The organism is Pseudomonas sp. FSL W5-0203 (assembly GCF_001896155.1).
Classification (GTDB): Bacteria; Pseudomonadota; Gammaproteobacteria; order Pseudomonadales; family Pseudomonadaceae; genus Aquipseudomonas; species Aquipseudomonas paracarnis.
Genome location: NZ_MPOR01000046.1, coordinates 1 through 20,371, shown reverse-complemented (window position 1 = coordinate 20,371; position 20,371 = coordinate 1). Strand labels below are relative to the sequence as shown.

15 protein-coding genes are annotated in these 20,371 nt (G+C 61.5%); 10 read left to right on the top strand and 5 right to left on the bottom strand.

Features of this window, described 5'->3' with window-relative positions; all coding sequences use genetic code 11:
• Window positions 1-3: 3 nt before the first annotated feature.
• From BOP96_RS25720 to BOP96_RS25685, 8 genes are read left to right on the top strand one after another with little or no spacing between them, the layout of a single operon-like run.
• Window positions 4-1,983: a GumC family protein gene (locus tag BOP96_RS25720; protein WP_073454366.1), complete on the top strand. Its 1,980-nt coding sequence runs from the start codon at window positions 4-6 to the stop codon at window positions 1,981-1,983.
• The gene (locus tag BOP96_RS25715) at window positions 1,983-3,164 is read left to right on the top strand and encodes a glycosyltransferase (protein ID WP_019818724.1); all 1,182 of its coding nucleotides are present in this window, start codon (window positions 1,983-1,985) and stop codon (window positions 3,162-3,164) included. Before BOP96_RS25720 ends, BOP96_RS25715 begins: the two co-directional genes overlap by 1 nt.
• On the top strand, window positions 3,161-4,501 hold the full coding sequence (locus BOP96_RS25710) for a beta-galactosidase (RefSeq protein ID WP_073454364.1): 1,341 nt from the start codon (window positions 3,161-3,163) through the stop codon (window positions 4,499-4,501). Before BOP96_RS25715 ends, BOP96_RS25710 begins: the two co-directional genes overlap by 4 nt.
• Before the next feature lie 22 nt (window positions 4,502-4,523).
• Complete coding sequence (locus BOP96_RS25705; protein WP_073454362.1) at window positions 4,524-5,738, top strand: glycosyltransferase family 4 protein; 1,215 nt, start codon at window positions 4,524-4,526, stop codon at window positions 5,736-5,738.
• On the top strand, window positions 5,729-6,832 hold the full coding sequence (locus tag BOP96_RS25700) for a glycosyltransferase family 4 protein (protein WP_032903758.1): 1,104 nt from the start codon (window positions 5,729-5,731) through the stop codon (window positions 6,830-6,832). The genes BOP96_RS25705 and BOP96_RS25700 overlap by 10 nt, the downstream gene beginning before the upstream one ends.
• Window positions 6,832-8,235: an O-antigen ligase family protein gene (locus tag BOP96_RS25695; protein ID WP_020302534.1), complete on the top strand. Its 1,404-nt coding sequence runs from the start codon at window positions 6,832-6,834 to the stop codon at window positions 8,233-8,235. Before BOP96_RS25700 ends, BOP96_RS25695 begins: the two co-directional genes overlap by 1 nt.
• Window positions 8,232-9,053, top strand: a complete 822-nt coding sequence (locus tag BOP96_RS25690; RefSeq protein WP_014717831.1) for an acyltransferase — start codon at window positions 8,232-8,234, stop codon at window positions 9,051-9,053. Before BOP96_RS25695 ends, BOP96_RS25690 begins: the two co-directional genes overlap by 4 nt.
• Window positions 9,053-10,459: a lipid II flippase MurJ gene (locus BOP96_RS25685; RefSeq protein WP_073454360.1), complete on the top strand. Its 1,407-nt coding sequence runs from the start codon at window positions 9,053-9,055 to the stop codon at window positions 10,457-10,459. The genes BOP96_RS25690 and BOP96_RS25685 overlap by 1 nt, the downstream gene beginning before the upstream one ends.
• Before the next feature lie 36 nt (window positions 10,460-10,495).
• Here BOP96_RS25685 and BOP96_RS25680 read toward each other — a convergent pair whose 3' ends face one another.
• From BOP96_RS25680 to BOP96_RS25670, 3 genes are all read right to left on the bottom strand, one after another.
• Window positions 10,496-11,074 (bottom strand): DUF4174 domain-containing protein, encoded by a 579-nt coding sequence (locus BOP96_RS25680; RefSeq protein WP_014717829.1) that lies wholly within the window; start codon window positions 11,072-11,074, stop codon window positions 10,496-10,498.
• A gap of 152 nt (window positions 11,075-11,226) precedes the next feature.
• Entirely contained in the window at window positions 11,227-11,859 is a 633-nt protein-coding gene (locus tag BOP96_RS25675; protein ID WP_073454358.1) for a glutathione S-transferase N-terminal domain-containing protein, read from the bottom strand.
• 48 nt (window positions 11,860-11,907) lie between these two features.
• Entirely contained in the window at window positions 11,908-14,265 is a 2,358-nt protein-coding gene (locus BOP96_RS25670; protein WP_014717827.1) for a DNA polymerase II, read from the bottom strand.
• A gap of 189 nt (window positions 14,266-14,454) precedes the next feature.
• Between BOP96_RS25670 and BOP96_RS25665 the strand changes: the two genes are divergently transcribed.
• Complete coding sequence (locus BOP96_RS25665; RefSeq protein ID WP_060767115.1) at window positions 14,455-17,214, top strand: autotransporter outer membrane beta-barrel domain-containing protein; 2,760 nt, start codon at window positions 14,455-14,457, stop codon at window positions 17,212-17,214.
• A 56-nt stretch (window positions 17,215-17,270) separates the two neighbouring features.
• On the opposite strand, the gene BOP96_RS25660 is transcribed toward BOP96_RS25665, so the two are convergent.
• Window positions 17,271-17,729, bottom strand: coding sequence for an SRPBCC family protein (locus BOP96_RS25660; protein WP_019818740.1), 459 nt, complete (start codon window positions 17,727-17,729; stop codon window positions 17,271-17,273).
• A 98-nt stretch (window positions 17,730-17,827) separates the two neighbouring features.
• Between BOP96_RS25660 and BOP96_RS25655 the strand changes: the two genes are divergently transcribed.
• Window positions 17,828-18,229, top strand: a complete 402-nt coding sequence (locus tag BOP96_RS25655) for a GFA family protein (protein WP_073454356.1) — start codon at window positions 17,828-17,830, stop codon at window positions 18,227-18,229.
• A 1-nt stretch (window position 18,230) separates the two neighbouring features.
• Here the strand turns inward: BOP96_RS25655 and mrdA are convergent, their stop codons facing one another.
• Window positions 18,231-20,123, bottom strand: a complete 1,893-nt coding sequence (gene mrdA / locus BOP96_RS25650; protein WP_014717825.1) for a penicillin-binding protein 2 — start codon at window positions 20,121-20,123, stop codon at window positions 18,231-18,233.
• Window positions 20,124-20,371: the final 248 nt, after the last annotated feature.

Sequence of the window (20,371 nt, the reverse complement as noted above, 5' to 3'; positions counted from 1 at the left end):
CCTGTGATCGAAATCCGCTCTCTTCGCGACCTGCTGCGGCTGTTTTTCATCTACCGCCGCGAATTCAAACTGGCCGTGCTCACCACGATCGTCATCGCCGTGCTCGGTGCCTTCCTGCTGCCGGCTCGCTACGAGTCGGACGCGCGCTTGCTGGTCAAGCCGGGGCGGGATAACACCACCTTGCCGATCGAGGCCGCCAACCGCCAGACACTGATTGCCCCGAGCACCCAGCACGACCCGATTGTCGACGAAGAAAAAATGCTCACCGGCCGACCCATCGTGCATATCGTCGCCGAGCGCTATATGGCGATGACCGCCGAACCGCCGCAAGGCTTCTGGAAGGTCACCAAGTTCTACATCAAAAAGGGCGTGGGCGAAGTCATCAATGGCATTCGTAGTGTGCTGCAGTTCGTCGGCCTTGCCGAGAAACAAAGCCCGCTGGAACGCCTGGCGACCTCACTGGAGAAGAACTTCACCGCCGGCCACGAGCCGGGTTCTTCGGTGATCGAGATTTCCTTCACCTGGGACGATCCGGCGGTGGCGCAAAAAATCGTCGAGGAATGGGTCAATGCCTACCTTGAAGAGCGTGCACGAATTCTCGGGCGCAAGAGCCTGCACACCTTCTATGAAACCGAACGCGCCAAGGTGGCAGAGAACATCCAGAGTCTGAAAGATCAGTTGCAAGGCCGCTTGAAGCAGATCGACTCGATCAGTGTCGATGCACGCCTGAAGAACCTGACCAACCAGATCGACCGCGTCACCGATGCCAAGGTCAGCGCACAGAACCAGATATCGGGGATTCGCAGCCTCCTGGCCAACGCCAGCCAGCAGATCAAGAGCCAGCCGGCAGACGTGGTCACGATGCGCGAAACCAGCCTCAACCCCACCCAGCTCGACCTCAAGCGCCAGCTCAATGCGCTGCAAGTGGAGCGGGCTCGGCTGCTGCGCACTTACCTGCCGGGCACGCCGCAGGTCAATCAGATCGAGCAGAACATCCGCGACATGGAAGCCCTCAGCGCCCAGGAAGCTACACGCCTGGAACGCTCGCAGAACACCGCGCCCAACAGCCTGGTGATCAACGTTAAACAGCAAATGATCGACGCCCAGTTGCAAGAGCGCAAACTGGCCGGGGAGATCGAGAACTACGACAAGACCCTTGCCGAACTGCGCGCCCAGCGTGACCAGGCGATGACCGATGAACCGCAACTCAACACCCTGAGCCAACAACTGCGCACGGCCGAAAAGAGCTATGCGTTGTACTCGGACAATCTTGAACAGGCGCGAATCGACCACGAACTGGACAATAGCCAGATCAGTAACATTGCCCTGATCGAACACGCCACCCTCAACCCGGCCCGCGTGTTTCCCAAGAGCCTGCTGATGCTGTTGTTCGCCATTCCCGCCGGCGTGGCCGTGGGCTTGCTGACCATCTATGTGCTGTACCTGCTGGACCAGCGCATCCACGATGGCACGCGCTTGCAGGAGATGTTCCATGTGCCGCTGTGGAGCAGCATTCCCGATGTGCAAGACGCAACGCCGGCAGCCGTCACCGCCAGCCTCTACCGCTTGTACAGCCTGCTGCCCCTGGATCGCATTGCCGCCGACGGTTTTGCCCTGGGCCTGACCTCGGCGCGCCATGGCGAGGGTGTGACCTTTATCGCCTCGCAACTCAAGCGTCTGCTGGAGGAACGTGGTCACCGCGTCTCGGTCGATGGGGCGAGCGCGCCAACGCCGGGTGAGGTGTTGCTGCTGGACGCCTCGGCGCTGTCCTCCAACCCGCAGGCCTTCCTGACGCTGCGCCGCGCTGACCAGATCGTACTGGTGATCGAGGCCCGCACCAGCACCGTACCGACGATCGAAAATGCCGTGTCGTTGCTGACCACCGCGTTCGGCAAAGTCGACGGCATGATCCTCAACCGCCGTCGCTTCGAAGTGCCGGCCAAGGTGCTGGCACGACTCAACAGCTGGCGCGGGGCGGCCTGATGCGTATCGCACTGCTGGCGCCGCTGCCACCGGAGCAGACCGGGATCGCCGATTACGCCGCGCATCTGCGCCATGCGTTGATCGAACAGGGGCTGGAGGTGGTGACCCCGCTCGCCGGCTGCCTGGAATTGCCTGAACAGTTGAAGCGCCTGCAGGCCTTCGACTGGCGCGGCGTGGACCTGGTGCATGCCGAACTGGGGGGTGGGCGCTTCGGTGAGTTCCAGGCGCTGGAGTACCTGCGCCGGGCGCAACCGCACCTGCCGTTGACCGCCACGGTGCATGACCCGGAGCGCCTGATCTGGCGCCGGGCCAAGCTGTTTTTCCCCTTGACCCTGCTTGAACGCCTGCCCCATCCGCTGCCCCAGGCGGCGGCGCTGCTGGCCGACCCGTTGACCTTGCACGAAGAGCGGCGCCTGGCCAAAGGCATGCGCCGCCTGATCACCCTCACCCGCCTGGGCGGCGACTGCCTGCGCCAGCGCATGGGCCTGCGCCCGCAACAGGTGGCGGTGATTGCCCATGGCAACCTGCCCATCGTGCCCCAGGCGTTGCCGCCATTGGCGCCACTGCGCCTGTTGTATTTCGGTTTTATCTACCGTGGCAAGGGCATTGAGGACCTGCTCCAGGCCCTGGCCCAGTCACTGGCCGCCCACCCGCAATGCCGAAGCCAGGTACGCCTGACCCTGGCCGGTGGCACCGCGCCGGAAATGACCTTTGACCCCGCCGGCAACTACCTTGATGGCCTGCGCGAGCAGATCAGCGCCCTGCATCTTGAGGATGTGGTGGACTGGCAACTGGACCTGCCATCGGCGCAGATCCCTTCTACGATCCAGGCGCACCACGTGATGGTGCTGCCCTATCGCGAATCGAAAAAACTCAGTTTCCTAGGGCAAATGCGCGGCACCAGTGGCGCGCTGTCGTGGGCCAATGCATGCGGGCGCGGGGTGATCACCTCCAACGCCCGCGCCTTTGCCGAAGAGGTGGCTGGCGGTAATGGCATCACCTATCAGCAGGGCGATACAGCGTCCTTGAGCAACGCCTTGAGCCGATTGATCCTTGACCCGCAACAGGCGCAGCAATGGGCCGCCCGGGCTGGAGAAATCGGCCACCAACGCCAGTGGGCCAACACGGCCCAGCGGTTTGCTGAATTATTTCGGGATGCTTGTGAGGAGCCGTTGCGATGAACCTGTCATCCGTTCGCCCACTGTGGCGCTACTTGCCGCTGGCGCTGTCAATCGCCGTCGGTAGCGCCCTGCTGTTGAGTGAAAAAGTCGATGCGCAGCCGGTGAACCTGGCCCCGGAGCGCACCGTCGTCTGGAAGGACTTTCTCGGCGTAAACGCACACTTTCTGTGGTTCACACCCGAGCAGTACCACAAGCAGATCAAGCAGTATAAAAAGCTTGGATTGCAATGGGTGCGGGTCGACCTGCACTGGGATCGCCTGGAACCCAAAGAAGACGGTTATCAGCTCAGCACCTTCGATGAACTGGACCGCACCCTGACCGCTGAAAAAATCCGCTCGGTGTTTTACCTGGTGGGCTCGGCGCCCTTTATCACCACCGCCCCCAAGGGTGCGCAGTTCCAGGATCAGTACCGACCGCGGGATCCGGAAGTGTATGCGTTGCGCCTGGCACTTCTGGCCAAACGCTACCCCACTATTGATGCCTGGCAGGTGTGGAACGAGCAGAACCTGCCGAACAACTGGCGCCCCAAAGTCGACGCCAAGGAGTACGGGCAATTGTTATTGGCCAGTCACCAGGCCCTGAACCTTGCCGCGCCCGGCAAACTGCAGGTCATGGGCGGCATGGCGTACTACAGCCAAATGCCGCCGCGTGGCAAAACCCTGATGTTCGAAGCACTCGGCGCGCTGGGTGTGCAAAACCTGGGCATGGTCGCGGCCTATCACCCTTATTCGATGACCCCGGAAACCGATGAGCCGGGCAAGAACGAAGTGCTGCTGCGCGGTGATCAACTCAACTCAATGCTGCACGGCGCCGGGATCAAGAACGTATGGGCCACCGAGTGGGGCTGGTCCAGCTACGCCGGCCCCAAGGAGATGCAGGACCTGATCGGTATCGACGGGCAGGCCGACTACACCTTGCGCCGCCTGGCGTTGATGGCGTCCCAGGACTACCAGAAGATTTTCCTGTTCGCGCTGTCCGACCTCGACCAACGCGCCTCGCCACGCGACCAGCATTACGGCCTGTTGAACCTTGATGGCGAACCCAAGCCGGTATACACCGCCCTCGCCCGCTTCCTGGAGATTACCGGCCCCACGCTTAAACCCGGCAACACGCCGCAGTTGCAGGATGTACCGGACAGCTTCTACAGCGTGGCCTGGACCCGCCCTGACGGAAAACACCTGCTGATGTATTGGAGCGCCAAAGGCAGCAGCATCAGCCTGCCCGGCATCAAACACGCAGAACTGCTGGACCCGCTGACCGGCGCCCGGCAAACCCTGAGCGACGACAACGGTATTCGCCCAGCGGTGAAGCCAAGTTTGCAGATACTGGTGTGGTAGCCCCGGGCATGGAGAGCTGTACATGAGAATCCTCTGGATTGTGCCCTACCTGCCGTGGCCGACCACCAGCGGCGGCAAGACGCGGCAGTACCATTTGCTGCGCACCTTGAGTGAGCGCGGGCATCGCATCACGCTGCTGGCGCAATCGAAAACGCCGGCCGATGACGCGGCGCATGCGGCCTTGGAGCCGTTACTCGAACGCCTGATCGTCGTTCCACGTCGGCCGCTGAAACATCCGCTGACCCTGCTCGGCGGCCTGTTCGCGCCCTGGCCGCTGTTGACCACGGTCAACGGCCTGTCGGCACCGTTGCAGGCCCAGTTTGCGCAACTGTTGAATGAGCGCTGGGACGTGATTCAGGTAGAACACAGCTACAGCCTGCAGCCGTTTCTGCGCACCTTGCAGCAGCAACGGCGCGAGTTTGTGCTGACCGAGCACAACCTGGAATCGAGCCTCGGCGGCGCCACTTACGACCGTTTCCCCAAGTGGGCCGCACCGTTTGTACAGTATGACCAGTGGCGCTGCCGGCAATGGGAACGCAAGGCGTTCGATGCCGCCGCTCATGTGGTCGCCGTGACCGAGGCGGACGCTCAGGCCATGCGGCCGTTGTCCTCGACGCCGGTAAGCGTGGTGGTCAATGGGGTCGACAGCCGCGCCTTTGCCGAGGTCAACGCCGATGCGCAGAGCCAGCGCCTGTTGTTCGTCGGCAATTACGAGTACGCACCGAACCTGGACGCCGTGCAGTGGCTGCTCGACGAGATCTTCCCCAGGCTCTGGTTGCAGTGCCCGAGCGCACGCCTGGCAGTGGTCGGCTATGGCTTACCCGAACACTGGCGCGAGCGCTGGCCCGATGAACGTATCGAGTGGCTGGGGTTTGTTCCCGACCTGTGTGCCTTGCAACGCCGCTGCGCCGGTTTTGTCGCCCCGTTGCGCCATGGCGGCGGCTCCAAGCTCAAGGTGTTGGAGGCGATGGCCGCCGGCTTGCCGCTGGTGAGCACGGCCCAGGGCGTGTCCGGGTTGGCGGTACAGCCACAGGTACATTACTTGGCCGGCGAAAACGCTGAGGCCCTGGCCGACGCCGTTGTGCGCCTGCTGGATGAACCGGCGCTGGCCGGGCGACTGGCCGATGCGGCACGCGACTACGCGCGGCAATACCACGACTGGGCGGTGGCGGCTAATGAACTGGAGCACCTCTACCGCAGCTTGCTCACCGCCAAGGAGTCTCAGCCATGCGTGTAGCCCTGGACTATCGCCCCGCCACGGTTGCGCCGTCTTCGGGCATCGCCCGCCAGGTCGTGGCCCTGGAAGACGCCCTGCGCGCGCGGGGCAACACCGAGGTGGTGCTGTTCAGCGAAGCGCCCCTGGAGCATCCGCAGCGCCAGACTGCCGTTTGCCCGGCCTGGGCCAGCCCGCTGGACGGCCTGCAACGCCCACAAGTGCGCCTGCGGTTCGAGCGCGGGTTCTTGCCCAGGGCGCTGCACGAGCAGCAGATCGACCTGTACATCGCCACCGCCAATATGGGCTTGCCGTTGTGCCGTAAACCCGCCGGCACCCGCTATGTACTGGTGCTGCATGACCTGTTTCAGTTGACCCACCGCAACTTCCATCGCTCCAAACTCAAGGCCCTGGCCTACCGCCTGATCGACGGGGCCTCGATTGCCTGGTCGGTGTGGCAGGCTGATCGGGTGTGGTGCCCGTCGCAGTTTTCCTGCAATGAAGCCGCGCGCCTGTTCCCCTGGGCACGGGCCAAGTTCCGCGTGCTGAACAACCTGGTGCCTGAATTGAATGCAGCGCCAGAACCGCTGCCCGCCAACCTGCCGGCGCGTTACTGGCTGGTGGTGGGCACGCGGGAGCCGCGCAAGAACATGGAGTTCTTTCTGCGCCAATGGCAGGCCTGCCGTGCGCTGAACCCTGATGTGCCGGACTTGGTTCTGGTGGGCCACGCCAGCGATGTACCGGCGGCACTCGGTGAGCTGCCGGGCCTGCATTGGTGCAGCGGTTTATCGGACGGGCAACTGCAAGCGCTCTACCGTCATGCCGCGTGCCTGTGGCAGCCATCCTATGCCGAAGGCTTTGGCCTGCCGGTGGTGGAAGCCTTGAGTGTCGGCACGCCAGTAGCGGTGGCACGCGGCAGCGCCCTGGATGAAATCGCGCCGCCCGATGCCCCGCGCTTCGCCCCCCATGACGCCGAGCAACTGCACAAGGTCATGCAACAACTGGCCGGCGCCGAGGCCACGCAAGACGGCGAAACACACCGCGCCTGGGCCCGGCAATTTGCCGAACCGGCTTATCGCGCGCGCCTGGACACTTTGCTCAAGGAATTGGACCGCTAATGCTGCCAGGAAAATTCGTCAGTCTGCTGCTGGGCCTGGTGTTCGGCGGGTTGCTGTTGGCCCTGTCGCCGATCAAGGTCATGCTGGTGGTAGCCGGTGTGGCCGTGGCCTTGACCCTGATCCGCTTTCCCCTGTGGGGCTTGCTGATTTTCGCGGTACTGGCCACCAGTATTCCCTACACCACCTTGCAATTGGGCATCCGCACCACCGTCAGCGAGGCGGTGCTGGGGCTGACCTGGGTCGGGGTGTTCTGGCAATCGTTCATCGGCAAGACCCGTGGCTTCATGCTGTGGCGACCGACCGAGCGGGCGCTGATGTGGCTGATGCTGTTCAGCACCATTCCGTTCATCTGGGGCATGCTGATCATCCATGCCGAAGGCAACGGCCCGGTGAACTGGGTGCGCTGGCTGATGAACCTGTCGATGTTGTTTATCGTGCCGCTGTTGCTGCGCACCGACGCCGACCGCGACAAGGTGGTGGTCGCCCTGTTGCTGGGTAACCTGGCGATGCTGCTGCTGTCGATCTTCATGTTCCTGAAGACGCGCAATGCGATGTCGATGATCGATATTCTCACCGACCTCAAATACGCCCACCCGGAAGCGGTGAAAGATATTTTCTCTGCCAACTACACGCGCATGGCCTCGCCCTGGGTGCACCCCAACCTGACCGGTGGCGTGCTGGTGCTGTTTATTCCCCTGGCGCTGTTCTATGGCTGGACCCGCAGCGGCTGGCGTCGGGCCCTGGGCCTGGCGGTGGCGGTGCTGGGGTGTGCCGGCCTGCTGCTGAGTATTTCCCGTGGTGCCATCGTGGCCCTGGCGCTGGTATTGATCTGGCTGGCCTACAAGCGCGTGCCGAACAGCGGACGCATCATCGGTATCGGGGCGGCGTTCGCCGTTGCGCTGGTGATGTTCTATCCGCCGTTGCAGGAGCGCTTGCTGACCATCTTCTCGACCACCAACGCCAGTACCGAAATCCGCTTTGACGAGTACGCCCGGTTCCCCACCGCCATGGCGACCTACCCCCTGGGGATCGGCTTCAAGATCGACCCGCCCGTGCCCGGCTCCAATCTGTTGGGGATCTCCAACCTGTGGCTGAACTTCATCTACAAAGTCGGCATTCCAGGGATGCTGCTGTTTATCACCGTCACCCTGTTGTGGTGGCGCGAAGTGCGCCCCCTGGGCCAGGTGCGCAAAGTCACCGCCGACAATGCGCTGTGGCTGGGGTGCCTCTGTGGTGTGTTGGCGGCACTGCTGACGGGGATTTTCGACCATTATTTCAGCTTCACCTTTGTACTGATCGCGCTGTTCTGGCTGTTGATGGGCATGAGCCTGCAACAGGTGCGTCTGCGCCCCTCCATTACCGCCCCTGTTGCTGCTATTGCGCCAAAGGATAACCAACCATGAAGCACCGGATGATCCACTCCACCGACTTGCGTGACCGCCTCCCCACGCTGGCCGCTGAAATGGGCGTGAGCCTGCCGGACCTGGAAGAGGCGCTGGACTGGTGCCTGGCCAACGACGTGGTATTTGAAGAAGGCGAAGGCGACAACAAGCGCTTCTGGATCAGCTCCATCGATCTGGAAACCGCGATTGAGCACCCGGTGGCGCGCCGCCTGTTCCACCGGATGAAACAGGACCTTGCGGCCCAGCTACTGCCGCGTTACGGCAAAAACTGGGCGACCGTCAAAGACCGGTGGCGCAGTGTCTGGGACATGGCCTACAACATCTTGATCAACAAGATCCCCAGCCACCATGTACGCATCGCCTGGCTGCGCCTGGGTGGCGCGAAGATCGGCAAGGGCTCCAGCTTGTGGCGTAACACCGAGGTGCTGGGCATGCACAATCTGGTGGTCGGCGACGATTCGGTAATCGGTTGGCATTGCCAGGTGGACGCCCGCGCCGGGCTGGTGATCGGTAACCACGTGGCGATCGCCTCCCACGTGCTGATCATCGCCGGCAGTCATGATTTGCAGGCACCAGAGTTCTGGTCGATTTCCGGGCCGATCTACATCGACGACTACGTGTGGATCGGCAGCCGGGCGTTGATCGGCTACGGCACGCACCTGGGCTATGGTTCAGTGATCAGCGCCAATACCGTGGTGGCCAAGGCAGTAGCCCCCTACAAAATCATTGGCGGTTCCGGGGCCAAAATCATGGGCGAACGTTGCCATGATCTGAACTACAAGGTGGGTGGCAAAGGCCTGTTCACCCTGTTTCACTGATGTTCGGCAGCACGCTCTGGCTGACCCTCGCGACCCTCGCAGGGCTGGTCGCCGGTTTCGCCCGCGAATGGCTGCTGGTGGCGGCCTGGGGCGCGGGCAGTCGCAGCGACGGGTTTCTGGTGGCGGTGTTTTTGCCCGAAGCATTGCGCATGACCCTGGCCGCCGGCCTGCTTGCGGCGGCTGCCCTGCCCCTCTATCAACAACGCGACCCACACCGCCAGCAGGCCTGGCTGGCCAGCCTATCCCCACGCCTGCTGGGAGTGGGCCTGGCGCTGTTTGCCGTACTGGCGCTGGGCGCGCCACTGTGGGTGCGCCTGATCGGCCCCGGCCTGGACGTGGCGGCCCATGCCGAAGCCGCCGCTAACTTGCGTTGGCTGGCAGCCTGTGCGCCGGGCCTGGTGATGCATGGGCTGTTCAGTATTCCCTTACAGGCACGCCAACGTTTTGTCCTGCCGGGCCTGGGCTCTTTACTGTTCAATCTGCCACCGGTGCTGTACCTGTTTATCCGTGGCAGCTCCAGCGACAGTGCCGAACTGGCCATGAGCTTTTTTGCCGGCAGTGTGTTGATGTGCCTACCGTTGCTGGTGCCGGTCTGGTCTTTCGGCTGGCGGCCGTGGCAGATCAGAGGCGACCCGCTGGCAGGCCGCGAATTGCTGGGCCGCATCGGCCCGTTGTTGGCCAGCAACGTGGCCAGCCAGGGCCTGGCGCTACTGGAGCGATTGATCGCCAGTTTCCTGGGGGAAGGCGCGGTGACGTGGGTTAACTTCGCACGCAAGCTGATCAACCTGCCATTGATCGCCCTGATGAGCCTCAACCAAGTGCTGCTGGGCATGATGAGCGGCGAACAAGGTCAGCAGCGCCTGGCCCTGCTGCGTCGCGGCCTGGATGCAGCGACCCTGCTGAGCCTGCCTGCGGCCTTCGGCCTGATTGGCGCCAGCCCCACGCTGATCCATCTGCTGATGCCCGCCCAGAGCGTCGATGGCCCACTGCCGGCGCTGCTGGCCTGGTTCGCCACGCCTCTGGTGTTTGGCGCCTGGAACGCGATGCTCGCTCGCTATGCCTATGCCAGCGGCGACACGCGCCTGCCGCTCAATTGCGAACTGCTGGGCAGCCTGGTCAACGCCGCCTTGCTGGTGGTGCTGCCCTATTGTATCGGCCTGCCGGGGATCGCCTTGGCGGCGTTGGGTGGCGTCGTGGTGACGAACTTGTTGCTGATGCACCGCCAGCAACTGCTCGGCCAACTGGGCTGGCCATTGCAGTGGGGCTTGAGCGGGGTGCTGTTGGGTGTGGCGGCACTGGCCCTGCACCCCTTGCACAACGATGGGTGGCAGTTGGGGTTGAGTAGCCTGGCCGGCGCGCTGGTGTTGGTGGGGTTGGGGTTTTGGCTCAAGCCGTGGAAAGCCTGAGGCCGGTTCCCACCAGAACGGTGGGAGGGGACCTGTTCAATCTTCCAGCGGCTTGGGGGCTTTGTTGCCGGGCTTGGCGGGCTTGGTGCCCTTGGCCGCAGCCGCTGGCGCGGCTGGAACAGGCTCCGGCTCCGCAGGTGCGGCAAGCTCCTTTTCCGCCTGAGGCATCTGGTCAATGGCGCTGAAGAACTCCTTCAGGTCAAGGCTGTCCGGTGGCACGGTTTTTTCGAGTTTCTTCTCGCCGTCCTTGCCGATCAGAATCACCTTGGTGCCGCTGCCGACGCCGAGCTTGAGGGCGCGGATCAGCGCGTTGGTTTCAGGCGGCGTGAGCTTCTTGCTGTCCTTTGGGTCCTTGGCGAACTTCTCTCCTTCAGCGCCAATGCTGCCGAACTTCACGGTATAGAACACCATGCTGCGCTCTTCGAAGGACTGCTTGATGGCAGCCTCTTCCAGTTGTTTCTTCAGCGTTGCCAGTGTCGGGTTTCCAGCATCAAGCTCCACGACCACCAGGGGGCGCGTCTTGCCCAACTCCTGCTTGAGCGGATTATCATCAGCGGCCAACAACGGCCCCGTAAAAGCCATCAAGGTAGCCAGGGTCAGCGACCGGATGAGCATGCGCACCTCCTTTGAATTCCATGCAGGGTTCTTGAGTTTCATGTCTGCGACAGCCAAATTCAAGGATGATTCCTACACCACCTTGAGAAGCGTAGGTCAGGAAGCCCGCTACGCAAGGGCTTGGACAGTGGCCTGGTCATTGTTTCTTCCGGTTACGAGACCTTCCACTGCGGCCAATGCCGGGCAAAAACGGGGGCCACGACAGGGTCGGCGTCTACCCGCTCCAGGCTCTGCGCAAAGCCCGGCGCCAGGTTGCAGAGCACCTCGCGCGCATCGTCCCAACGCGATACCGCCGCCGCCATGATGCCCAGTGCATTCGGCGCGTTGCTGGGTGTAAACAGTTGGCCGGCAAACTGATCGGCAAACACGACCCAGGCCTGATGCAGGTAGCGCCGTGTGCCGCTGACCAGTTGTGCTTGCTGCGCCTCATCGGCATTGCCCAACCAGCGTTGCGGGTAGTCGATGATGCCGATCGCCGAATAGCAGTTGGCGGCGATGTACAGCAAGCCGCGCAGGATCTGCGTACGATCGCCGGCCAGCAACTCGGCCTTGGGATACTCCAGGCCGAGGTGGATCAGGATCGCGGCGCTTTCGGTCAGTACCTGGCCATTTGGAGTGACCAGGGTGGGGATCTGCTTGAGTGGATTGATACGTGCAAGGGCGTCGCTACCCTCGCCGTCCTGCCAGGAACTGGCCTGCACGCGATGCCACGGCACTGCGCAGCGCTGCAGGGCGATTTCGATCATGCAGGATCCGGATTCGTCGGTGCCGTAAAGGGTGTACATGGGCGTTTCCTCCTGAGCGATGGGCAATATTGAGCCTGTGGTGATTACCTAGAATAGCCCCATCTGCCCGCCTACCAGGGTACCGAAATCGTCATTCACGAACGGCAGGATTGCGTCAGCCACGGGCTGCAATTGGCGCGTGACGTAGTGGTCGTAGTCGATGGGTGCCCGCCGCACTTCCAGCGGTTCCGGGCCGTTGACGCTGATCACGTAGCTGATCCAGCCACCGCGCTGGTACTGGCGCGGGCGGCCCAGGCGATCGTTGTACTCGTCCGCCAGTCGCGCGGCGCGTACGTGGGGCGGGACGTTGCGTTCGTAGTCGTGCAAGGGCCGGCGCAGGCGTTTGCGGTAGATCAGCAACTCATCGAATTCGCCGCTCAAGGTACGCCGCACGTAGTCGCGTATGTAGTCCTGATGGGGTTGGCGATGGAAGATGCGTTGGTAGAGTTCCTGCTGGAATTGCCGGGCCAGGGGCGACCAATCGCTGCGCACGGTTTCCAGGCCTTTGTAGACCATTTCTTCGCCGCCATCTTCGCGCACGACCAGGCCCGCATAGCGCTTTTTGCTGCCCTCCTCGGCGCCACGAATGGTCGGCATCAGGAAGCGGCTGAAGTGGGTTTCGTATTGCAGCTCCAGGGCGCTTTGCAGGCCGTACTCGTTGCTCAGGTGCGCGCGCCACCAGTCGTTGACGTGCTGCACCAGCGCCAGGCCGATGCGATTGGCGTCCTGCGCAGAGTGCGCGCTGCCCAGCCAGACGAAGGTGGAGTCGGTGTCGCCGTAAATCACCTCGTACCCTTGGGCCTCAACCAGCGCGCGGGTCTGGCGCATGATCTGGTGCCCCCGCAGGGTGATCGAGGATGCCAGCCGGGTGTCGAAGAACCGGCAGCCGCTGGAGCCGAGCACACCGTAAAAGGCGTTCATGATGATCTTCAGTGCCTGGGACAACGGCGCATTGCGCTCGCGCTTGGCCTCTTCGCGGCCTTCGGACACCCGGGTGACGATGGACGGCAGGCAATGCCGGGTGCGGGAGAAGCGTGCGCCGCGAAAGCCTTCCACCGAGTCGCTGTCGTCAGGATGCTTGAGGCCTTCGATCAAGCCGACCGGGTCGATGAGGAAACTACGGATGATCGATGGGTAAAGGCTTTTGTAGTCCAGCACCAGCACCGATTCATAGAGGCCCGGGCGCGAGTCCATGACAAACCCGCCGGGGCTGGCTTGGGGCGGTTTGTCGCCCAGGTTCGGCGCGACGAAACCCTGGCGGTGCATCAACGGCATGTACAGGTGGGTGAAGGCGGCCACCGAGCCGCCGTTACGGTCGGCCGGCAACCCGGTGACGCTGGCGCGTTCGAGCAAGAACTTGAGCAGCTCGGTCTTCTCGAAAATCCGCGTGACCAGTTCGCAGTCCTTGAGGTTGTAGCGCGCCAGGGCGGGTTTGTCCTCGGCGAACATGCGGTTGATTTCGTCCATGCGCTGGTACGGCGTGGAGATGTCCTTGCCTTCGCCAAGCAGGGTTTGCGCGACGTTTTCAAGGCTGAAGGATTCAAAACTCCAAGTGGCCGAACGCAACGCTTCGATACCGTCGATGATCAACCGCCCCGCCGCCGCCGCGAAGTAGTGATTGCGGCTGCCATGTTCGCGCCAGGCCATGGTTTCACCGCCACGCCCCAGCAACAGCGGCACGTTCAGGCGCTGGGCGTGTTCGTGGAGTACGCGCAGGTCGAACTGCACCACATTCCAGCCGATGATCGCGTCGGGGTCGAAAGTGGCCAGCCATTGGTTGAGGCGCTCGAGCAGTTGAGCACGGGTGTCGCAATAGTCGAGCTTGAAATCCACCGCGTCGGTTTTGTTCGGCGGGCCGAGCATGTACACCTGGCGCTCGCCGCAGCCTTCGAGGGCGATGGAATACAGATCGCCCTGGGCGGTGGTCTCGATATCCAGGGACACCAGCTTCAAGGGCGGGCGATAGTCGGGGGCAGGCTTCATCTGCGCGTCGAGCACGGTGCCGCTTGCATCAGCGGTGCCCCCGAACCAGACGGGAGCGGTGATAAAACGCTCCATCATGTAGCGCTCCGGCGGGCGCACGTCACCTTCGTAGACATCGACTCCGGCAGCGCGCAGGCGCTTCTCGATATCCATCAACTGGCGGTGCTGGCGCGCATAGAGGCCCAGAACCGGGCGGTGATGAAAGTCGCATAGCTGCAAGGGGCGCAACTCGAGATCACGTTCACCCTTGAGCAGCCAATCGAGCGGCTTGCGGTGGGCTTGCGGGATGAACACCACCGAGGTCTGCACGGGTAGGCGAATGCACCGTGGCCCTTGGTCGGTGGCCAGCCAGAAGCTGACCTCGGTACCCGCCGGGGTATCGCGCCAATGCCGGGTCAGGACAAACCCCTGCTGTAAATCCACCGTACCGCACCTCAAGAATCGCGTTCAGGGCGTAATTCTACTCGGCATCCGGGCCAAGGCGTCGGGTAAACGCACACCTAGCGCGCAATATCATAAAAAGGATGTCATCGCTTTTTAGGATAAGAATGCGCTGGCAATATCAAATGGCTATATAGGAAGATAGCGCGATTCAAGAAAAGGATTTCGCGCATGTCGTTCGTCCCCCGCCGTCTGGCCCTGACTATTTCGTTGATTGTTTCCGGCGCCTCGCTTTCTCCTGCCAGCCTTGCTCAAGCATTCATCGATACCCCAACCAATACCCCGCTCACCGTGGGCAGTGGCTATTTTTACAATCCCAGTTTGTGGGTGACCAAGACCGGCAGCATCACCACCCATACGACCGCCGTCAGCGTTCGCCAAAACCTGCCTGATTGGCAACGCAATGTCTTCATTCAAAATGACGGCTCGATCAGTGCCGATAAATTAGACGCGATCAGCCTGGGCGCTGCGACCGATGTGCGCATCGACAACACCGGGGTAATCTCGGGCGCCCGGCATGCAATCTCAGGCGAACAACTCAATTTGCTGAGCAATAATGGCACGCTTACCGGACGTGACGGCGCTGGAGTTTCGATAACGGGTGATGCCATGGTTTACAACGACGGCACGATCACTGGCGGACGAGAGGGACGCCTGGAGAATATCGATGGCGATGGCCTACGCGTAGGGGGCATTGCCCACATCGAAAACTCTGGCGTTATCCGGGCATTGGGCGCCAGTGGAGCGGACAATAATGGCCGAGCCAACACCAGCGATGGGGTATCGATTGGCGGTGGCTACCTGTTCAACGGCGGCAGGTTTGATCCTTCCACAGGCATTCCACGTACCGGCTCAATCACAGGTACCAACAATGGCCTCTTAGTCAGTGATGGCCATGATGGGCCGGCAACCGGCGCAACGGAGCTGAGAAATTTCGTCGACCTGCGTGGGCTTGATGGCTATGGCGCACGCTTTATCGGTAATTTCGACGACCGGGTATTCAACGGTGCCCTGATCAGCGGGAGTAATGGTGTAGCCCTGGACATGGGGGGCGGCAACGACACCTTGACGCTGTACCCCGGCGCCCGTTTTGAGGGGTTAGTTGACGGCGGCGCAGGGCATAACACCATGATTCTGGAGGGCTACCAATATTATCCTTCAGATACGCGTGAACCCGACGGGACGGTCGAGGCGACGCGCAATTTTGACGTACTACAAGTGAGTCGCGGCTACTGGGTACTCAATGGTCGCGGCGATTTCAGCGAAGGCGCACGCCTCTCTGCCAATGGTCACTTAAACAACCAGGGCAACATCGCTGGTGACGTGATCGTCGACCAAGGCGCCACTTACCGGGGCCGAGGCTCAGTCAACAATCTTACCGTCAGCGGGAGATTGATCACGGATACCGTTGTCGGCGCTCCTCAGGTCAACGGCAACCTGATCATGAAGCCAGGCTCTGCATTCGAGTTCGCTACTTATCCCGACGGCAGTGCTGCGACAACCCATGTGGTCGGCAATGCCAGCCTCAACGGTGCCTATTTGTGGCCGCAGCCGGGTTACTCGATGGACTATCCCTGGCACAGCACGTACACGGTCCTGCAAGCAGGCAGCATCACGGGGACCTTTGATGACTCCAACCTGCGCAGCTACTACGCCTTCCTGACGCCAACACTCAGCTACGACAATAACCGGGTGAACCTGAGCTACACACGCAACGATGTCGAGTTCATCGATTACGCCCGTACCCGTAACGCCGCCCACGCAGTCAACAGCATCGAGTCCATCACGTGGCGCCACTGGAGCAACTGGGATGGCAGTTTCCCCCCGCCCTCCATGATGCGAAACCCCAACCCGCTCTACGACGCGCTGCTGGCCACCTCGGAGACTACGGCCAGCGCCGCGCTCGAGGCCCTGGCAGGCAGCAGCAACGCCAACCTCGCCAGTGCCACACTGGCGGCCAGCAGCCAGGTGGCCACGTCCATGCTGTCGGCCATGCGCCAGATGAGCAGCAGTTCAAGCTTGCTCGTCGGGCTTGATCCAGTACAAACACCTGAGCTGGCCATAAGTGGCATCCCCAGCAGTGCCCGCAACTTGAATGATCCAAACGCGCGAGGCCGCGTGTGGCTGCAAGGTATCGGCAGCTACGGCAAGCTTGATGGTCAACACGGCAATGCGTCTTCACAGCAACGCACACAAGGCAGTCTGCTGGGTATTGACTGGTCCTTGTCGCCTCTCTGGCGCCTGGGTGTACTGGGCGGCTATTCGAAGACCGATATGGACAGCCACAACGTCGATAATTCATTGCGCAGCTGGCACGCGGGGGCATATGCCGTACGCCAGGATGGCCCAGTTGCGTTGCGCCTGGGGGCTGCGTACAGCCAGCACAGGGGTAACAACAAGCGCACAGTGGAATTCGCAGGTTTCAGCGAGCGCCCCAAGGGTGATTACGATGCCAATAGCCAGCAAGCCTTTGCCGAGATGGGTTACATGCTGGGTAACGGCCGATTGAATATCGAACCCTTCGCCAACCTCGGCTATCAGCGCTATCACCGCGACAACTACCGCGAGAAAGGCGGCGATGCTTCACTCAAGGTGGATGCACAAACCCAGGACAATGTCAGCAGTACCTTCGGGGTGCGCCTGGCTCATCTGAGCCAACTGGACAATGGCATCAGCCTGACCCCGCAGGCCAGCTTCGGCTGGCGGCACCTCTATGGCAATGTCGACAGTAAGACTCGGCAGGCTTTTTTGATTGGCGGCGACGCGTTCAATATTGAAGGCAGCGCACTGGACCGCGACGGCTTGATGGTTGAAGTGGGGTTGGCGGTGGGTTTGTCTGCGCAGCAGAACCTGAGTGTCGGTTATAACGGCGAGCTGGGTAGCAATAGCCGCAATCATGCGGTGGTCGGCCAGTGGCAGATGAGTTTCTAAAGCAATCGAATGCACGCTGGCGTGAAGCCGGGCATCAACCATGATGCCCGTTCGGGTCAGGCTTGATTCAGATAGCTTTCGATATTGCTCATTTGTTCGTCCCAGCCACGGGAGTTCATCTTGAAGGCTTTCTGGCGCCGCGCTTCGGGGATCTGGTCAAAACCGGACTCGACGACCCGCAAGAGGATGCCTGGAGCGCGATCCTCAATCGTGAACTCCACCAGCGTCGGTGTTTCCTTGTCGTAGTCGACGCCCTCTTCCACTGCAAAAGGATGCCACCAGAAAGAAAACAGCGTTTGGGGCAGGATGCGTTCGATCCTGGCCTTCCACACGACATGTTCGTAACCTGGGTAGGTAATTGGCGCTTCGATGGTTTCTCCGGCCACAAAGGTTTTACCTTTAAGCGCGATACCGAACCAGTTACCAAATTGCTCGGCCTGCGTGAGTGCCTCCCAGACCTGTTTACGTGATGCGCTGAGCAGCACCTTGCGTTCGATGCGATCTAATACGTGCATGAGTCACCTCCTTCACTGAACACTAGGCGACATCAACCAATGCGCAACCTTGCGTTGTGCGCGATGATGATGACCCCCTCCTTGCCTGGCCATAGGTTATGACTGACCCACTGAATGGAAGTTGCTTGTGCAAAGGTGTGCGCTACCAAGTCGACAGCCTGGACATGCCCATCAGCCACTGCCACTGCAAAAGCTGCCGCAAGGCACACGCGGCCGCGTTTGTTGCCACGGCCGGGGTGATGCGTGAGCATTTTCGCTGGACGCAGGGTGAGGAGTTGCTGTCGTCCTTTGAATCTTCGCCGGGCAAATTCAGGCATTTCTGCTCGCGTTGCGGCGCGCATCTGATTGCTGAACGTGGGCATCAGCCCCACGTGATCGTGCGGGTGGCGACGCTAGATGATGATCCGGGCGCCAGGCCCACCTCGCATATCTGGACGGCCCATGAAGTGCCCTGGCTGGCCTATGACGGCGTAGCGCGCTGGGACGAATGGAAGGTCTGAGTCAAACCCGTGGATCACCCGGAGCCTTGGCCGGCGCCGCGTATTGCGGCTTGAGGTGGCCTTCCTGGTCGAGCAGCCAGGCATCCATGATCTGGCGCACCACAGGCCCGGCTACACGGCCGCCGGCCTCACCGTTTTCGATCATGACTGAAATCACGATTTTCGGATGTTCGGCCGGCGCGAAGCCGACGAACAAGGCGTTATCGCGATGCCGCTCCAAGGTCTTGTTGCGGTTGTAGCGCTCACCCTGTTTGATCGCCACCACCTGGGCGGTACCACTCTTGCCGGCGATGCGGTATTGCGCGCCTTGCGCTGCCGCTCGGGCGATACCGCGGGGATCGTGCATCACCAATTGCATGCCGTGGTTGACCTGCTCCCAGTCACGCGGGTCCTTGAGCACCACGTTGGGCATTGGGTGCTCATCTACAGGCGCCACGCCATTGATGGTCTTGGCCAGGTGCGGGCGGTTCCATACACCTTTGTTGGCAATCAATGCTGTGGCCTGGGCCAATTGCAGTGGCGTCACCTGCATATAGCCTTGGCCAATGCCGAGGATCACGGTTTCGCCTGGGAACCACGGCTGGCGACGGGTCGCACGCTTCCAGGCTTGGGATGGCATCAGGCCGGCAGACTCTTCGAACATATCCAGGGACACTTTCTGGCCCAGGCCGAACTCGGCCAGATAGTCGTGCAGGCGGTCGATCCCGAGCTTATGGGCCAGGTCGTAGAAGTAAGTGTCGTTGGAACGCATGATGGCCGCGTCCATGTCCACCCAGCCGTCACCGCTGTGGTTCCAGTTGCGGTATTTGTGGTCAAAGTCTGGCAACTGATAGTAACCCGGGTCGAACACTCGGGTTTGTGGGGTAACGACACCGCTGTCGAGACCGGCAATGGCCACTTCCGGCTTGATGGTTGAACCTGGCGCGTAGAGCCCGCGTAGCACGCGGTTGAACAGCGGCCGGTCAATGGAGTCGTGCAGCGCGGCGTACTCCTTGAAGCTGATGCCGGTGACGAACAGGTTCGGATCGAAACTCGGTTTACTGACCATAGCCAGTACTTCACCGGTTTGCGGGTCCAGGGCGACCACTGAACCGCGACGGTCGCCCAAGGCCTCTTCGGCGGCTTCCTGTAGCTTGACGTCGAGGCTCAGGACGATGTTTTTGCCAGGGATCGGGTCGGTGTGCTTGAGCACGCGCAGCACACGGCCCTGTGCGTTGGTCTCGACCTCTTCATAACCGACATGGCCATGCAGTTCTGACTCGTAAAAGCGCTCGATTCCGGTTTTGCCGATGGATTGGGTACCGCGGTACTCCACCGAATCCAGGGTCTTGGATTCTTTTTCGTTGATGCGGCCGACGTAGCCGATGGAGTGGGCAAAGTGCGCGCCCAGGGGGTAGTGGCGAACGAATTGTGGCTCGACGTCCACACCAGGTAGACGGAACTCGTTAACGGCCAAAACGGCGATCTGCTCTTCGGTCAATTCGTAGAACAACGTGACGGGAACAAACGGGTGACGGGCCTGCTTGAGCGCCTTATCAAACACCGCACGGTCTTCGGCAGGCAGGTGCAACAGATTGACGATTTCGTCCAGCTCACCCTTGAGGTCGGCGGTGCGCTCACGGGTGATGGTCAGGTTATAACTAGGGCGGTTGTCGGCCAGCACCACGCCATTACGGTCATAGATCAAGCCGCGAGTCGGTGTGATGGGCAGTACGTGGACCCGGTTGTTTTCCGAAATTGTGGAGTGGTAGTCGTACTGCACCACCTGCAGGAAATACATGCGCCCTACCAGCGCACAGGTGATCCCAATCACCAGCACCGCACAGGCGAGCAAGCGCTTGTTGACCAGGCGGTTTTCTTTTTCGTGGTCTTTGATAGGTATCGGTTCAGGCATTTCTACAGCATCTCGTTGGAAAAGGTCGACGCCGCATCCTGCGGATAAAGATCAATCCTTGTGAAAATGTGCTGCACCATAGCAAAAATGCAGAAACACTTTGTATCGAATTCCCTCAACGGCAGCTTATTTAATGTTGCCAGAAGCGCTGGAATTTTCGAGCGCCCAAAACAAAACCCCAACTGCTTTCGCAATTGGGGTTTCGGAATTTAATCTTGACGATGACCTACTCTCACATGGGGAAACCC

Bases quoted from the DNA above. Each gene is read 5' to 3' on its own strand.
- BOP96_RS25715 (WP_019818724.1), top strand. From the start codon at position 1,983: ATGCGTATCGCACTGCTGGCGCCGCTGCCACCGGAGCAGACCGGGATC.
- BOP96_RS25695 (WP_020302534.1), top strand. From the start codon at position 6,832: ATGCTGCCAGGAAAATTCGTCAGTCTGCTGCTGGGCCTGGTGTTCGGC.
- BOP96_RS25655 (WP_073454356.1), top strand. From the start codon at position 17,828: ATGACTGACCCACTGAATGGAAGTTGCTTGTGCAAAGGTGTGCGCTAC.
- mrdA (WP_014717825.1), bottom strand. From the start codon at position 20,123: ATGCCTGAACCGATACCTATCAAAGACCACGAAAAAGAAAACCGCCTG.
- BOP96_RS25675 (WP_073454358.1), bottom strand. From the start codon at position 11,859: ATGTACACCCTTTACGGCACCGACGAATCCGGATCCTGCATGATCGAA.
- BOP96_RS25700 (WP_032903758.1), top strand. From the start codon at position 5,729: ATGCGTGTAGCCCTGGACTATCGCCCCGCCACGGTTGCGCCGTCTTCG.
- BOP96_RS25680 (WP_014717829.1), bottom strand. From the start codon at position 11,074: ATGCTCATCCGGTCGCTGACCCTGGCTACCTTGATGGCTTTTACGGGG.
- BOP96_RS25690 (WP_014717831.1), top strand. From the start codon at position 8,232: ATGAAGCACCGGATGATCCACTCCACCGACTTGCGTGACCGCCTCCCC.
- BOP96_RS25685 (WP_073454360.1), top strand. From the start codon at position 9,053: ATGTTCGGCAGCACGCTCTGGCTGACCCTCGCGACCCTCGCAGGGCTG.
- BOP96_RS25710 (WP_073454364.1), top strand. From the start codon at position 3,161: ATGAACCTGTCATCCGTTCGCCCACTGTGGCGCTACTTGCCGCTGGCG.
- BOP96_RS25705 (WP_073454362.1), top strand. From the start codon at position 4,524: ATGAGAATCCTCTGGATTGTGCCCTACCTGCCGTGGCCGACCACCAGC.
- BOP96_RS25665 (WP_060767115.1), top strand. From the start codon at position 14,455: ATGTCGTTCGTCCCCCGCCGTCTGGCCCTGACTATTTCGTTGATTGTT.
- BOP96_RS25660 (WP_019818740.1), bottom strand. From the start codon at position 17,729: ATGCACGTATTAGATCGCATCGAACGCAAGGTGCTGCTCAGCGCATCA.